Genomic DNA, 15,156 nt, shown 5'->3' on the forward strand with positions numbered 1-15,156 from the left:
CTGGCGCCGGCGGCGAACCGGGCGGAACCGTCACCCCGCCGCCACTCCAACGACCGCCCCCGCAGGGCAACATCCGCTACGACGTCGCCTCGGACAAGGCGCTGCTCAGCGACTGCCGGCGCGTTCTGTCGGCGTGCGGCGAGCGGTAGCCCCGAGCGCTCCGGCCGGTTGCGGACTCGGCGGCTGCCCGGCAGCGGCCCGGGGCTCTCAGGACGTCTCCTCCCGCCGCGCCCGGCTCGGCTGGACGCGTTTGGGTTCGCCGGGCATCTTCGGGTACTCCGGCGGGTAGGGCAGATCGCCCAGGCCGTGGTCGTGTTCGTCGCGGCGGGCCAGTTCCAGCAGGGCGTCCAGGCAGTAGGCGTGGTCGTCCATGTCGGCGTGTACGTCGCCGAGTTCGGCGAAGCGGGCCGGCATGGTGGCGAGGTCGAAGTCGGCGGGGTGGGCCACTCCGACCTCCTCCCAGCGCAGGGGAGCCGAGACGGGGGCGTTCGGGCGAGGGCGTACGGAGTAGGCGGAAGCGATGGTGCGGTCGCGGGCCGTCTGGTTGTAGTCCACGAAGATACGGCGGCCCCGCTCCTCCTTCCACCACTTGATCGTCACCTGGTCGGGCATACGGCGTTCCAGCTCCCGGCCGACGGCGATCGCGGCGCGGCGCACCTGGGTGAAGGTCCAGCGGGGTTCGATGGGGACGAAGACGTGCAGGCCCCGGCCGCCGGAGGTCTTGGGCCAGCCGCGCAGTCCGCCGAACTCGTCGAGGACGGCGCGCAGTTCATGGGCGGCGCGGACGGCGTCGTCGTAGTCGGTGCCGGGCTGCGGGTCGAGGTCGATGCGGAGTTCGTCGGGGCGGTCGACGTCCGTGGCGCGCACCGGCCAGGGGTGGAAGGTGAGGGTGCCGTACTGGGCGGCCCACACCACGGCGGCCTGCTCGGTGGGGCACATCTCGTCGGCGCTGCGGCCGCTGGGGAAGGTGATGTGGGCGGTAGGGATCCAGTCGGGCATGCCCTTCGGGGCCCGCTTCTGGTAGAACCACTCGCCGCCCACGCCGTCGGGGTAGCGCTCAAGGGTGGTGGGGCGGTTGCGCAGCGCGCGCAGGATGCCGGGGCCGACGGCGACGTAGTACCGCGCGAGGTCCAGCTTGGTGAAGCCCCGCTCCGGGAAGAAGACCTTGTCCGGGCTGGACAGCCGTACGGTCCGGCCGCCCGCCTCCAGTTCCACCGCGTCACCCATGCGGCCACGTTAGGCGGACCCCGCATAGCGCGCATACCGGGCGACTTCCCGCATACCGGGCGACAGAGGTCGTATGCGAGCAGAATCGAAGGCATGGATCTGCCGGTGATGCCACCCGTGAAGCCCATGCTCGCCAAGTCCGTGGCGAAGATCCCGCCGGGCATGCACTACGAGGCGAAGTGGGACGGGTTCCGGGCGATCGTGTTCCGGGACGGGACCGAGGTCGAGCTGGGCAGCCGTACCGGGAAGCCACTGACCAGGTACTTTCCCGAGCTGGTGGCGGCGCTGAGGGAGCGGGTGCCCGGGCGGTGCGTGCTGGACGGGGAGATCGTGATCGCGCGGGACGGCCATCTGGACTTCGACGCGCTGACCGAGCGGATCCACCCCGCCGACTCCCGGGTGCGGATGCTGGCCGAGAAGACCCCGGCCTCGTTCGTCGCCTTCGACCTGCTCGCCCTGGACGACCACTCGCTGCTCGGCACTCCGCTGACCGACCGCCGGGCACTGTTGGAACGGGCGCTCGCCGACGCGACGCCACCGGTGCATCTGGCGCCCGCGACGACGGATCTCGACATGGCGCAGCACTGGTTCGAACAGTACGAGGGCGCCGGTCTCGACGGGGTCGTCGCCAAGCCGCTCACCCTGCACTATCTGCAGGACGAGCGGGCCATGTTCAAGATCAAGCACGAGCGGACGGCGGACGTGGTGGTGGCGGGGTACCGCTTCCACAAGAGCGGTCCGGTGGTCGGTTCGCTGCTGCTCGGGCTGTACGACGACCACGGCAGGCTCCAGCATGTGGGCGTGTCGGCCGCCTTCGCCATGAAGAAGCGGGCCGAACTGGTCGAGGAACTGGCCCCGCTGCGCATGGACGACGTGGCCGGGCACCCGTGGGCGGCCTGGTCGGACGAGGCCGCCCATGAGACGGCCCGGCTGCCGGGCGCGCCGAGCCGCTGGTCGGGCAAGAAGGACCTGTCCTGGGTGCCGCTCCGGCCGGAGCGGGTCGCCGAGGTGGCCTACGACCACATGGAGAATGGACAGCGCTTCCGGCACACCGCCCGCTTCCGCCGCTGGCGCCCGGACCGCACAGCGGAGAGCTGCACCTACGCCCAGCTGGAGGAGCCGGTGCGCTACGACCTCGCGGAGATCCTCGGCGAAAGCGATGGGGGCTGAGCCGGACGGAGGCCGAACCGGGACCGAGCTGCGCGAACCGGGGCTGCGCGAGGTGCGCCGGGGCGCATGAGGTTCTGATGGCGCCGTTCGGCATGCGCCGGCGCATCTCGTAGGCGTGCGCGCCGCACGCGGGCGCCACGCGCACCCGCAGCACGCATGGTCACGCCTGAGGCCTGCCACACGCACCCCCGCCCACACGATCCACGCCCCGGACCCGCCACGCACACCCCCCACCCGCACGGGGCACCTCTCAGACTCGCCATACGCACCCCCGCCCGCACGGGTCATGTCTCGGGCCCGTTCGGCCCACCCAGTGCACATGACCGTAGGCGTTCGGGTAGGGCCAGCGATGAACCTATGAACGCACAATCTGACAACACGAACGGGGTGACCGCAGTGGTCATGAGGCCCACGGCACGCACGAGACACGCGGCACCGACGGTGGCCGTGCTGGCCGCCTCGCTGGCCGTCTCCCTCACGGCCGGCTGCGGCCACCCCGACCAGGACGACAACCGCGCCCCGCAGCACTCCGCCACACCGGCCGCGCCACCCGCTCCCGCCCCGTCGGTCGCGGCGGTCGGCTCACCGCTCGCCGTGAAGATCGACAACGTACCGGCGGCCCGTCCGCAGTCCGGTCTCGGGACGGCGGACGTGGTGTACGCCGAGCAGGTTGAGGGCGGTCTGAGCCGGCTGATGGCCGTCTACGGGACCAGACTTCCGCAGACCGTCGGACCGGTGCGCAGCGCCCGCGAGTCCGACCTGGAGCTGCTGGGCCAGTTCCACCGGCCGATGCTCGCCTTCTCCGGAGCCCAGCGCAAACTGCTGCCACTGATCGACAACGCGCCCCTGCGACCGGAGCCCGCGGCGGAGGACCCGAGCGCCTACTTCCGGGCCGCCGGCAAGGCGGCCCCGCACAACCTCTACCTGCACCCGGCCAAGCTGCTGCCGTCCGCCCCCGGCAAATCGGCGCTGACCACCGGTTTCAGCTACGGCCCTGCCCCGTCCGGTGGAACCCCCACGGCCTCACGCACCGTCCGCTACCCGGCCGCGCGCTTCACCTTCACCTGGTCCGCCGGGCAGCACCGCTGGCTGGTCGACATGGACGGCACGCCCATGACGACGGACGGCGGCGCGCGGGTCGCACCGGCAACGGTCGTCGTGCAGCACGTGCGGATCCATGACTCCCGCTATCACGACGTGCTGGGCAACCCCACCCCGTACACCGAGACGGTCGGCTCGGGGAAGGCGGAGGTGCTGCGCGACGGCCGGTCCTTCGCCGCCTCCTGGTCACGGCCGACGGCGACGGACGGAACGACGTTCAGAGCGACGAACGGCGGCCGGATGAACTTCGCCGACGGCCAGGTGTGGGTGGTGTTCGCCCCGGCAAAGTGACGCTCTCGATCAGCGCTGCGCCGCCACCGGCTCCGCCGGGTTCCGCAGCCCTTCCGCCGCGTCCGCCACCCGTCGGATCAGATCGAGGAAGACGGTCTGCTCCTCGGGCGACAGCGGCGCGAGGAAGACCTGGTTCATCCGGGCCGTGCGCACGGTCAGCTTGCGGTGGGTGCGCAGACCGTCGTCGGTGAGGCGGAGCAGGAAGCGCCGCCCGTCCTCCGGGTCGCGAACCTTGGTCAGCAGCCCCCGGCGGCCGAGCCTGCTGATGACCTCGGCGATGGTCGACCGGTCCAGGCCCACCCGCTCCCCCACGGTCCGCTGATCCAGACCCGGCTCGGCGACGAGCGCGTTCATGACGGCGAACTGCGGTGAGGTGATCTCCTCGGAGACCATGGTGTTCCACAGCAGGTAATGCGCCTGCTGGAGCCGCCGGGCCAGATGCCCGGGATGCGTGCCGAGATCCACGGCGGCCATGCGCGCTCCCCTGATCGATCAGCCGGTGCCAGAAGTAGTTGGTGTACTGAACGATACCCGGCCATGAGCCGGACTGTCTGCCCACCTAGTCGCAGGTACACAGAGGCCTTGACGACCTTCCGCTCCGGTGGCAGCGTGAGGAGCACCTCGCTGAAATACTCAGTGCCCTGATTAATTGACGAGATGGGGCTTCCCGATGGACAAGGTGGTGGCCACAGCCCTGGCGGCGGTGGCGGATGTGCCGGACGGCGCGTCATTGGCGGTCGGCGGGTTCGGGTTGAGCGGTGTGCCGAACGTGCTGATCGAGGCGTTGTACGAGCGTGGCGTCGCGGGTCTGTCGGTCGTGTCGAACAACTGCGGGGCGATGGAGTCGGGGCTCGCGGTGCTGTTGACGGCCGCGCGGATCGCCCGTGTGACGGGGTCCTATATCGGGGCGAACAAGGAGTTCGCACGGCAGTATCTGGCCGGTGAGCTGGAGGTGGAGTTGATTCCGCAGGGCACGCTGGCCGAACGGCTGCGGGCGGGCGGGGCCGGCATTCCCGCCTTCTACACCCCGGCCGGGGTCGGCACGCAGGTCGCCGAGGGCGGGCTGCCGTGGCGTTACGACGGGCAGGGGGGAGTGACGGTGGCCTCGCCGGCGAAGGAGGTACGGGAGTTCGACGGCACCGAGTACGTGCTGGAGCGCGGCATCCGTACCGACTTCGCGCTGGTGCGGGCGGCGAAGGGCGACCGGCACGGGAATCTGGTGTTCAACAAGTCTGCCCGGAACTTCAACCCGCTCGCGGCGATGGCCGGGCGGGTGACGATTGCCGAGGTGGAGGAGCTGGTCGAGCCCGGGGCGATCGATCCGGACGCGGTGCATGTGCCGGGTGTGTTCGTGCAGCGGGTGGTGGCGCTGACGCCGGAGCAGGCGGCGGACAAGCGGATCGAGCAGCGGACGGTGAGCAGCTGATGGCCTGGACACGTGAGGAGATCGCCGCCCGCGCGGCACGCGAACTGCGCGACGGCCAGTACGTCAATCTCGGTATCGGCCTGCCCACGCTGATCCCGAACCATCTTCCCGAAGGTGTCGAGGTGGTTCTGGAGTCGGAGAACGGGATCCTGGGCACGGGCCCGTACCCGGCCGAGGACGGGGTCGATCCCGACCTGATCAACGCGGGCAAGGAGACCGTCACGGTTCTGCCGGGGGCGTCGTTCTTCGATTCGGCGCTGTCGTTCGCGATGATCCGCGGCGGGCACATCGATGTGGCGGTGCTCGGTGCGATGCAGGTCTCCGCCGGCGGTGACCTGGCGAACTGGGCGGTGCCGGGCAAGCTGGTCACCGGGATCGGTGGTGCGATGGACCTGGTGCACGGCGCCCGGCAGGTGATCGCGGTGATGACCCACACCGCCAAGGACGGCTCGGCGAAGATCCTCAAGGAGTGCACGCTGCCGCTCACCGGCAAGGCATGTGTGAACCGGGTCATCACCGACCTCGCCGTACTGGATGTCACCGAGGACGGGCTCGTACTCGTGGAGACCGCGCCCGGGGTGAGTGTGGACGAGGTCGTCACCAAGACCGACGCTGAACTGACCCTCGCGGAGAACCTTCCGTGAACACGGTCGACACGGTGTACCTCGTCGACGCGGTCCGCACCCCGGTCCGCCGCCACGACGGCGCCCTGGCCTCCGTCCGCCCGGACGACCTCGCCGCCCACGCCATCCTCGAACGCCCCGCCCGCATGGCCGCGCTGCCGGCCGACCTGCCCGCCCCCGTGCCCGGAGTGACCGTCAACGGGCTGTGCGCCCGCCGCCTGGAGGCCGTGATCCAGGCGGCCCGCGCCATCGCGCTCGGCGACGTCCACATCGCCGCAGCGGGTGGCGTGGAGTCGACGCCCCGGGCGCCGTACGTTCTGCCGAGGCCCCACCGGGCGTTCCCGGCCAGGCACGCTGCGCGGGAACAGGGCCTGTTCGAGGCCGAGTTGATGTCCGTGCCCGTCCCGCGGCCGAAGGGCGAACCGGTCGCCTTCGCCGCCGACGAGTGCGTACGCCCGGACGTCTCACCGGAATCGACGGCCGGGCTCAAACCGTCCTTCCGCGGCACGAACGGCACGGTGACCGCGGGCGACGCCTCGCCCCTCCACGACGGCACCGCCGCCCTCCTCCTCGCCGACGAGGAAGACCTGAAGGCCACCGGCCGCGAACCACTCGCCCGGACCCGCGCGACCGGCGTGTCTGCCACCTACGCGCACTACTTCCGACTCGCCCTGGCCAAAGCCGTCAACCGGGCTCCGGCCAGGGCAGGGAAGGAATTTGACGACCCTGTCCGCCCTGAGTCGGAGAACGCCGCCCTCGATCGCCGAAGCGCCGCCGTGCTCGAACGCCAAAGCGCCGCCAAGAAAGCGTCAGGTACCCCATGACTCTCACCCAGCAGGACATCGACCAGGAGATCGCCGCCCGGCACGCCGCGTACGAGAAGCGCGTCGCCGACGGCGCCCCCGTCGAGCACCACCCGCGCCGCGACTACACGCCCTACCGGTCCTCCGTACTCCGCCATCCCCAGCAGCCCCTGGTGGCCATCGACACCTCCCAGGACCCCGAACTCGTCGAGCTGCGCTCCCCCGCCTTCGGGGAACGCGACATCACCGAGATCGACAACGATCTCACCCGGCATCACCGGGGCGAGCCGGTCGGCGAGCGGATCACCGTCTCCGGGCGGCTGCTGGACCGCGCCGGACGCCCGGTACGCGGCCAGCTGATCGAGATCTGGCAGGCCAACTCGGCCGGACGGTACGCCCACCACCGCGAACAGCACGACGCGCCGCTCGACCCGAACTTCACCGGTGCCGGCCGCACCCTCACCGACACCGAGGGCCGCTATCACTTCACCACCATCCAGCCGGGCCCGTACCCGTGGCGGAACCACGTCAACGCCTGGCGGCCCGCGCACATCCACTTCTCGGTGTTCGGCGCGGCGTTCACCCAGCGGCTGGTGACGCAGATGTACTTCCCGAACGACCCGCTGTTCCCGTACGACCCGATCCTGCAGTCGGTGACGGACGACTCGGCCCGGCAGCGGCTGGTGGCGACCTATGACCACGGCCTGTCGGTGCCGGAGTTCTCGCTCGGGTACCACTGGGACATCGTGCTGGACGGCCCGGCCGCCACCTGGATCGAAGAAGGACGCTGACCGCCATGACGAAGATCGACCCGAGCAGCCCGGAGCCGGTGCCGCCCACCCCGTCCCACACGATCGGCCCCTTCTACGGCCATGCGCTGCCCTTCCCCGGCGGCGAGGACATCGCGCCGCTCGGCCACCCGGACACGATCACCGTGCACGGGTACGTGCTCGACGGTGAGGGCAAGCCGCTGCCGGACGCCCTGGTGGAGCTGTGGGGTCCGCGCCCCGACGGCACAGTCCCGCAGGTGGACGGCTCCATCCGCCGCGATCCGGCCACCGGCGGGTATCTGGTCCGCAACGGCGTGGAGTTCACCGGCTGGGGCCGGATCCAGACGGACGCCGACGGTCACTGGTATGCCCGTACGCTGCGGCCCGGCGCCCGGGGGCGGAACGCGCCGTACCTCAGCGTGTGCGTCTTCGCGCGCGGCCTCCTCCATCACCTGTTCACCCGTATCCACCTCCCGGGCGACGAGACCGCGCTCGCCGCCGACCCACTGCTCACCCGCGTGGGCGACCGGCGCGACACGCTGATCGCCGGCGACGAGGGCCGGGGCACCTACCGTTTCGACATCCGCCTTCAGGGCGAAGGCGAGACGGTCTTCCTGGAGTACCAGTGACACCACCAGCGACACCCGACGACCGCGACAGCGACACCGGTCTGCTCGCCCCGGGACGGGCCGGCTCCCCCGCCGCTCACGCGACCGGCGACGGCGCGTATCTGCGGGCCCTGCTGGACGCCGAGGCCGCGCTGACCCGCGCCCAGGCCGCGCTGGGCCTCGCCCCGGCCGAGGCCGCCGACGCGGTGACCCGGGCGGCCGACCCCGCCCGTTTCGACGTCCGCTCACTCGCCGAACGCGCCCGCACCGGCGGCAACCCGGTGATCCCGCTCGTCGCCGACCTCACCGCCACGGTGGGCGAACCGTACGGTCCGTATGTCCATCGGGGCGCGACCAGTCAGGACATCCTGGACACCGCGGCCATGCTGGTCGCCTCACGTGCCCTGGAGCCGGTCCTCGCCGACCTCGCCCGTACCGAATGCGCGCTCGCCGGGCTGGCCGCCCGGCACCGGGACACCCCGATGCCGGGCCGCACGCTCACCCAGCACGCGGTACCGACGACGTTCGGCCTGAAGGCGGCGGGCTGGCGGTCACTGGTCCTCGACGCGCGGGACCGCGTCACACGGGTGCGCGTGGCATTGCCGGCCCAACTCGGTGGCGCCGCCGGGACGTTGGCGGCCTTCCAGGCGTACGGTGCCCGGAACGCGACCGCGCTGACGGAGGCGTACGCCCGCGAAGTCGGCCTCGCCGCACCGTCGTTGCCCTGGCACACCCTGCGCACCCCGATCGCCGACCTGGCCGGCGCTCTGGCCTTCGCAGCGGGCGCCCTTGGCAAGATCGGCGAGGACGTGCTGACGCTGTCGCGCACCGAGATCGGTGAGGTGACCGAGGGCAGCGGCGGCGGTTCGTCCGCCATGCCACACAAGGCCAACCCCGTGCGCTCCACCCTGCTCGTGGCCGCGGCCCGGCGGGCACCGCAGCTCGCGGCCACGCTGTACGGCTGTGTCGCCGCCGGGGACGAACGGCCGGCCGGGGCCTGGCACGCCGAGTGGGAACCGCTGCGCGAGCTGCTCCGGCTGACCGGAGGTGCGGCACGCGACGCGGCCGACCTCACCGAGGGGCTGAGCGTGAACGCCGAAGCCATGCGCCGGAATCTGGACCTCACCCGTGGGCTGATCGTCTCCGAGCGACTGTCCGCCGCCCTGGCACCCCGCCTCGGGCGCGCCCGGGCCAAGGAGTTGCTGACCGACCTCGCCCGTCGCACCCACACCGAGGGACACTCGCTCAGTGAACTCCTCAGCGACGTAACGGAGTTGAAGGACATGGACCTGGCCAGTCCCACCGACCCCGCCCGCTACACCGGTTTCGCCGGTGACCTCACCGACCGTGCCCTGGAGCGACGTTGACCGTGAAACTCCTCAACCACCGTGCAGAAGGCCCGGATTCCGCTCCCCCGCTGCTGCTCGGGCCCTCGCTCGGCACCTCGTACGCCCTGTGGGACGCGGTCGCGCCGGAACTCTCCACCAGCCACCGCGTGGTGCGCTGGGACCTGCCCGGGCACGCTGGATCGGCGCCGGACCTGATCGGGCCGGGCGCGACCGTCGGCGATCTGGCCGCCCTCGTGCTGGCTCTCGCCGACACGCTCGGCATCGACCGCTTCGGCTATGCGGGCGTGTCCCTCGGCGGCGCCGTCGGTCTCCATCTGGCCGTGCACCACCCCGAGCGGCTGACCTCGCTGGCCGTCGTGTGCTCCTCCGCCCACTTCGGCGGCGAGGCGCCCTGGCGGGAGCGGGCGGAGCGGGTGCGCCGCGAGGGCATGGAGTGGCTGGTGGAGAGCGCCGACGCGCGCTGGTTCACGCCCGGGTTCACCGTGCCGAGGCTGGTGCGGGACCACCGGGAGGCCGATCCGGAGGCGTACGCCGCCTGCTGCGACGCGCTCGCCGCGTTCGACCTGCGGGACCGGCTCGGCGACATCGCCGTACCGACGCTCCTCGTGGCGGGCAAGGAGGATCCCGCGACGCCTCCCGGGCATCTGCGGGAGATCGCCGACGCGGTGCCCGGCTCGACGCTGGTGGAGCTGCCCGGGGCCTCACATCTGGCGCCCGCGCAATGCCCGCGGGCCGTACTGACCGCGCTGCGCACCCATCTCGACGGGCCGCCGGCGAGCGGGATGGCGGTGCGCCGGGAGGTGCTGGGCGACGCGCACGTGGACCGGGCGCAGGCCCGGCAGACCCCGTTCACGGCCCGCTTCCAGGACTTCATCTCCCGCTACGCCTGGGGGGAGATCTGGACCGACCCGACGCTGTCCCGCCGTGAGCGCAGCATGATCACCCTGACCGCGCTGGTCGCCCACGGCCACCACGACGAACTGGCGATGCACGTCCGCGCGGCGCGGCGCAACGGGCTGACACCGGAGGAGATCGGCGCGGTGCTGCTGCAGACCGCCGTCTACTGCGGGGTGCCGGCCGCCAACTCCGCGTTCGCGACGGCCCAGCGGGTCCTGGACCAACTCGCCGAGGAGGAGGGCGAGGCCCAGGACCGAGGGTGACCCTGCTGGTCGTAGCGTCTCTGTATGCAGTCGCCCGCACCGCACACCGGCGACCGCATACGGTCGACCGCCTAACGCAACCCCCGCCCCGTCTCCAGCACCTCCCTCGCCTGGGCCACCAGGCCCTCCGCGCCACAGGACCGGGCGAGGTCCAGGCCCCGGCCCAGTTCCGTGGCGGAGCGGGCGGCGATGCCGTACTCGACGCGGGCCGCCGCGTGTTCGTACTGGCAGGGTGAGGCTTCGAGGTAGGTGACGGCCTGGGCGGCGAGCTGGACCGCGCGGCCGCCGGTCTCCAGCGCGGCGGCGCAGCGCAGGGCCTCGCCGATGGCGGTGTCCGTGCCGAAGCGTTCGGCCTGCCGGCGGGCGTCGGCGGCGAGCTGCGCGGCACGGGTCGGGTCGTGGACCGCGAGGGCCTTGGCGAGGTCGATGGACCACGGGGACAGGACCGGGTTGTGGCCGCCGCGCGAGGCGGCCGTCTTCTCGGCGGCCTCCAGTTCGTTGATGCCGTCCTCGGTGCGGCCCACGGCGAGCAGCAGCCGGCCGCGGACGCAGCGGATGTCGGGCAGCACGATCGTGGACGGGTAGGGCGGTGCGAAGCCGTACTGCTCGGCGATCGACCAGGCCTCGTCGACCCGGCCGCGAGCCAGCAGCGTGTCGACCAGTCCGCAGGTCGCCGACCAGTACAGCGGCAGGCGGCGGCCGACGCGTTCGGCGAGGACCAGGGCCTCGCGCAGGGTGGACTCGGCGTCGCGCAGCCGGCCCTGTCTGCGGTAGGCGAGCCCGAGGAAGGCGTTGGCGAGGGAGAGGTGGCCGCCGCGCCAGCCGACGGTGGTGTAGGCGCGCAGGGCTTCGGCGAAGAGACTCTCGGCGCGGTCGAGCCGGTCGGCATAGGCGTACGCGCTGCCGAGCATCATCAGCAGCTCGATGCCCCACTCCTGGTCGGTCCAGCCGAGGCCGGGCGCCAGACGGCCGTTGACCAGCGCGCGGTCGCACAGTTCGAGGACCTCTTCGGCGCTCTCGCCGTGGGTCATGGCGTCGAAGCCGCGCAGGATGAGCAGGGCGCGTTCGGCGTTGTCGCGGCCGGTGCAGGTGCTCGCGAGCTCGGCCAGGCGCCCCGAGCGGGCCGCGGAGACGGTCTCGCCGTGGATGCCCTCCCACATGAACTGCACGGCCTGCAGCCGCAGCCTGACGGGACCCGGTTCGTGCCGGGCGGCCTCGACCTCGACCGTGCGTACGGCCTCCTCCAGCTGGTCGTTGTGGAGCAGCGCCTGGGAGAGCCGGACCACCGCGTCGACCCGCCGCTCGCCCTCCAGGCCGGGCATGCCGAGGGCGTGCTGGAGGTGTTCGATGGTGACGGCGGGTGCGGTGAGCAGGGTGGCGCAGCCCAGTTCGTACAGGACGTGGGCGTGCACCTCGGGGAGCGGGGGTTCCTGCAGGGCGCGTTCGAGACAGGTGCGGGCCGCGTCGGGCGCACCGACGGCGAGGTGTTCGCGGGCCGCCTCGCGCAGCTGGTCGACGAGCTCCTCGTCACCGTCCGGATGCACCTTGAGCAGGTGCCGGGCGGCCTGGGCCGCGCCACGGCCCAGTTCGGTGATGATCTGGGCGGCCACGCCGTGCATGGCGGTGCACACGCCGGACGGGATGGAGTTGTAGACGGCGGTGGCGATGAGCGGGTGGACGAACTCCAGCTCGCCCTCCTCGCGTTCGCTGCCGGCCGCGGACTCGGGTTCGGTGAGGATGCGGGCACTGCAGAGCAGGTCGGCGCAGTGCCCGGCGATGGCCTCGTCCATCGTGGCGAGGCGGGCGACCATGTCGACGGTGATGCCGGTGCCGAGGATGGCGGCCGCCCAGGCAAACTGGGTGGCTTCCAGGCCGAGTCCCTTGAGCCGGTCGACGAGTCCGCCACCGCGGGCCGCGCGGTTGAGGGCGCGCAGTTCCCCGGCGCGGGCCTCGACCGGCGGGAGTTCGCTGTCCTGCACCTTGGCGAGGAGTTCGACGGTCTCGTAGGGGTTGCCGGCGGTGACGGCCCATACCTCGCGGCAGAACGCGTCGTCGGCGTGCCGGCCGAGGGTGGCGCGGGTGAGTCCCGCGGCGGCTTCGGGGGTGAGGGCGCGGAGGTTGCTGACGGGCCGGCCCGCGGCGGCGGCCACCGCGTCGAGGTGGCGGGCGCTGTCGCCGCTGACCTCGCCGGGCCTGCGGGCGACCACGACGAGAACGGACACATCATCCAGGCGTTCGGCGAACGCGGCGAGCCAGCGCAGGGTCTCCTGGTCGGCCCAGTGCGCGTCGTCGATCAGCAGCACGAGCGGCCACTCGCGGCGGGCCAGCCGGCGTACGGCCGCGACGAGTCCGTCGCACACGTACTGCGGGTCGGCACTGCCCTCCTGCGGGTCGACTATGCCGAGGGCCGGGCCCGCGATGTCGTACCAGTCGCCGAGGTACTCGCGGGCCTCCTCCGGCAGTAACGACAGCAGGGCGGGCTGGAGCAGCTGCCGTACCACGTTGAACGGGACGGACCTCAGCGTCTCCGCTCCGCGCGCGGCCCACACGACACAGCCGCGGCGTTCGGCGACGCGGCGTGTCTCGGCCAGCAGTGCGGTCTTGCCGATTCCCGCCTCACCGCGGAGGACCAGCAGACCACCTGCCGACGACTGGTCGGCGCACAGGAGGTCGAGTGCCTGCCCGACGGTGGCGATCTCCGCGTCCCGCTCCCACAGGGAAGCCGAGGCGGCCGCCGGCGGCCTTCCCTCCGTCATCCCGTTACCTCCCCAAGGTCGCCCGAATGACGTACAGACCATGAGCCTAGCCGTCCGGTGGGATGTGTGGTGGCCGGTCGGGGCAGCTGTTGCCCTGGCGGGTGAAAGTAGGTGCGGCCGGGCGACGCTCACCCGCCCGGAGCAGCCGGTCAACAGCGGACGGAGCGTCAACCATGGCTGGCACGCGGTCGGTTACCGGTGCCCGCGCGCTCGGGCGCGGGCGGGCGGTGCGCGCGGTGGCGGCGGGGTCGGTGGGCAATCTCGTCGAGTGGTACGAGTTCGGTGTCTACGGCTTTCTGGCCACGGTGCCGGCGGACCGGTTCTTCGCCCCGGCGGGCGGCGACAGTGCCGGGGCGCTGGGGCGCACGTGCGCCGCGTTCGCGCTGGCGTTCTTCTTCCGGCCGCTCGGCGCGGNNTGGGCGACCGGTGGGGGCGACGGCCGGTGCTGATCGGGGTGGTCACCCTGATGACGGGTGCGACGACGCGGAGCGGCGCGCTGCCGACGTACGCCACGGCGGGGGCACTCACGCCGTGACTGCCGACCATTCTGAGGGTGCTTCAGGGACTTTCCGTCCGGGGCGAGTTCGGTGGTGCGGTGGCGGTGCTGACGGAGTTCGCGCCGCTGGGGCGGCGAGGGCTGTACGGGGCGTGGCAGCCGTTCACGGTGGCGCTGGGGCTGTTCTACGGCGCGGGCGTTGCGGCGCTGACGGCGACGCTGCTCACCGGCCCCCAACTGGCCGCCGTTCCTCTCGCCGAGGTGTGCCGGCTGGACACCGGCATCGGTCGGGCGGTCGCGGCGGCGGCCGTCCGGGCCGTCCGTGAACTGTGCGGTGAGCGGGCGGAGTTGGTGGCCTCGCACGGGCAGACCGTCTACCACTGGGCCGAGGCCGGCCGGGCGCACGGCACGCTCCAGCTGGGTCAGCCGGCGTGGATCGCGGAGGCGACCGGGCTGCCGGTGGTCGCCGGCTTCCGGGCCCGGGACGTCGCGGTGGGCGGCCAGGGCGCGCCGTTGGTCGGCCTGGTCGACCTGTTGTGGCTGCGCGGCAGGCCGGGGCGGGCGGTGGCCCTGAACATCGGTGGCATCGCCAATCTGACCGCGCCGGACGGAACAGCCTTCGGCACCGGGCCGGGCTGTGCGCTACTGGACGCGGCCGTACGGGAGTTCAGCGGCGGACGTGCGGCGGACGACGCGGACGGAGCGCCGGCCGGGCGAGGGCGGCCGGAGCGGCGGCTGCGGGAGAGGCTGCTCGCGGAGCCGTACTACGCGCCGGCGCCGCCGAAGACGACCGGCAAGGAGGTGTTCCACGCCGGGTGTCTGCGCTCGGCAGGACTGTTCGACGGTGTACGGGCCGAGGACGCGATGGCCACGCTCACGCTGCTGACGGCCAGGACGGTCGCGGACGCGGTGCGGTCCGTGCGGGCCACCGAGGTGATCGCGTCCGGCGGGGGGTATCCGCAACCCGGTGGTGACGGGGATGCTCCGGGAGCAGCGTGCACCGGTCCCGCTGCGCGCCTCGGACGAACCGGGGCTGCCCGCCGCCGCGGAGGAGGCGTACGCCTTCGCGGTCCTCGGCTTCCTGACCGTCCACGGCCTGCCCGGCACCCATCCACGCGGCACGGGAGCCCGCCGGCCGAGCGTGCTGGGGGCGCTGACCCCGGGCAGGGACGGGTTCCGGCTGCCGCCCGCGGCGGTGCGCGCGCCGGTGCGGCTGGTGGTGGAGGGGTGGGGGATGCAGGGAACGCAGGGGACGGGTCCGGGTCCAGCGCCGGGTGGAGATGCCCGGTCGCCGTCCTGCGACGAGGGAAAACTCACGGCGGTGAAATGTCCGGTCCGGTCGTTGAGTGACGGATCCTCTCATCCCGCTTTCACGG

The 15,156-nt window shown here is 72.6% G+C and carries 12 protein-coding genes and 1 pseudogene; 10 read left to right on the forward strand and 3 right to left on the reverse strand.

The genetic code is table 11. The features are described from left to right. Positions 1-207: 207 nt before the first annotated feature. Complete coding sequence (ligD, locus tag AV521_RS14705) at positions 208-1,227, reverse strand: non-homologous end-joining DNA ligase (RefSeq protein WP_179023095.1); 1,020 nt, start codon at positions 1,225-1,227, stop codon at positions 208-210. Positions 1,228-1,320: 93 nt separating this feature from the next. Here ligD and AV521_RS14710 point away from each other — a divergent pair, with 93 nt between their 5' ends. Next, the gene (locus tag AV521_RS14710) at positions 1,321-2,397 is read left to right on the forward strand and encodes an ATP-dependent DNA ligase (RefSeq protein WP_076088344.1); all 1,077 of its coding nucleotides are present in this window, start codon (positions 1,321-1,323) and stop codon (positions 2,395-2,397) included. A gap of 402 nt (positions 2,398-2,799) precedes the next feature. Beyond that, positions 2,800-3,789: a DUF3048 domain-containing protein gene (locus AV521_RS14715; RefSeq protein ID WP_076088652.1), complete on the forward strand. Its 990-nt coding sequence runs from the start codon at positions 2,800-2,802 to the stop codon at positions 3,787-3,789. 9 nt (positions 3,790-3,798) lie between these two features. Here AV521_RS14715 and AV521_RS14720 read toward each other — a convergent pair whose 3' ends face one another. Continuing rightward, positions 3,799-4,263, reverse strand: a complete 465-nt coding sequence (locus AV521_RS14720; RefSeq protein ID WP_023545349.1) for a MarR family winged helix-turn-helix transcriptional regulator — start codon at positions 4,261-4,263, stop codon at positions 3,799-3,801. Positions 4,264-4,459: 196 nt separating this feature from the next. Between AV521_RS14720 and AV521_RS14725 the strand changes: the two genes are divergently transcribed. Genes AV521_RS14725 through pcaD form a run of 7 tightly spaced genes read left to right on the forward strand, consistent with a single transcriptional unit; the run spans position 4,460 to position 10,528 of the window. Then, positions 4,460-5,215 carry a CoA transferase subunit A gene (locus AV521_RS14725; protein ID WP_076088346.1) on the forward strand — a complete coding sequence of 252 codons (756 nt, stop codon included), beginning with the start codon at positions 4,460-4,462 and terminating at the stop codon, positions 5,213-5,215. Continuing rightward, positions 5,215-5,859: a CoA transferase subunit B gene (locus AV521_RS14730; protein WP_076088348.1), complete on the forward strand. Its 645-nt coding sequence runs from the start codon at positions 5,215-5,217 to the stop codon at positions 5,857-5,859. Before AV521_RS14725 ends, AV521_RS14730 begins: the two co-directional genes overlap by 1 nt. Then, complete coding sequence (locus AV521_RS14735; protein ID WP_076088350.1) at positions 5,856-6,662, forward strand: hypothetical protein; 807 nt, start codon at positions 5,856-5,858, stop codon at positions 6,660-6,662. Before AV521_RS14730 ends, AV521_RS14735 begins: the two co-directional genes overlap by 4 nt. Further along, entirely contained in the window at positions 6,659-7,432 is a 774-nt protein-coding gene (pcaH, locus tag AV521_RS14740) for a protocatechuate 3,4-dioxygenase subunit beta (protein ID WP_076088352.1), read from the forward strand. The genes AV521_RS14735 and pcaH overlap by 4 nt, the downstream gene beginning before the upstream one ends. Positions 7,433-7,437: 5 nt before the next feature. Next, positions 7,438-8,040, forward strand: a complete 603-nt coding sequence (gene pcaG / locus AV521_RS14745; protein WP_076088354.1) for a protocatechuate 3,4-dioxygenase subunit alpha — start codon at positions 7,438-7,440, stop codon at positions 8,038-8,040. Next, the gene (gene pcaB, locus AV521_RS14750; RefSeq protein ID WP_076088356.1) at positions 8,037-9,386 is read left to right on the forward strand and encodes a 3-carboxy-cis,cis-muconate cycloisomerase; all 1,350 of its coding nucleotides are present in this window, start codon (positions 8,037-8,039) and stop codon (positions 9,384-9,386) included. The genes pcaG and pcaB overlap by 4 nt, the downstream gene beginning before the upstream one ends. Next, positions 9,383-10,528, forward strand: a complete 1,146-nt coding sequence (pcaD, locus tag AV521_RS14755; protein ID WP_076088358.1) for a 3-oxoadipate enol-lactonase — start codon at positions 9,383-9,385, stop codon at positions 10,526-10,528. The genes pcaB and pcaD overlap by 4 nt, the downstream gene beginning before the upstream one ends. 71 nt (positions 10,529-10,599) lie before the next feature. On the opposite strand, the gene AV521_RS14760 is transcribed toward pcaD, so the two are convergent. Then, on the reverse strand, positions 10,600-13,284 hold the full coding sequence (locus tag AV521_RS14760; RefSeq protein WP_076088360.1) for an AAA family ATPase: 2,685 nt from the start codon (positions 13,282-13,284) through the stop codon (positions 10,600-10,602). A gap of 670 nt (positions 13,285-13,954) precedes the next feature. On the opposite strand from AV521_RS14760, the pseudogene AV521_RS52250 reads away from it, so the two are divergent. After that, positions 13,955-15,005 (forward strand): annotated as a pseudogene (locus AV521_RS52250) (anhydro-N-acetylmuramic acid kinase); the annotation flags it as partial. Between the last annotated feature and the right edge of the window lie 151 nt (positions 15,006-15,156).

The organism is Streptomyces sp. IMTB 2501 (genome assembly GCF_001953885.1).
Taxonomy (GTDB): domain Bacteria; phylum Actinomycetota; class Actinomycetes; order Streptomycetales; family Streptomycetaceae; genus Streptomyces.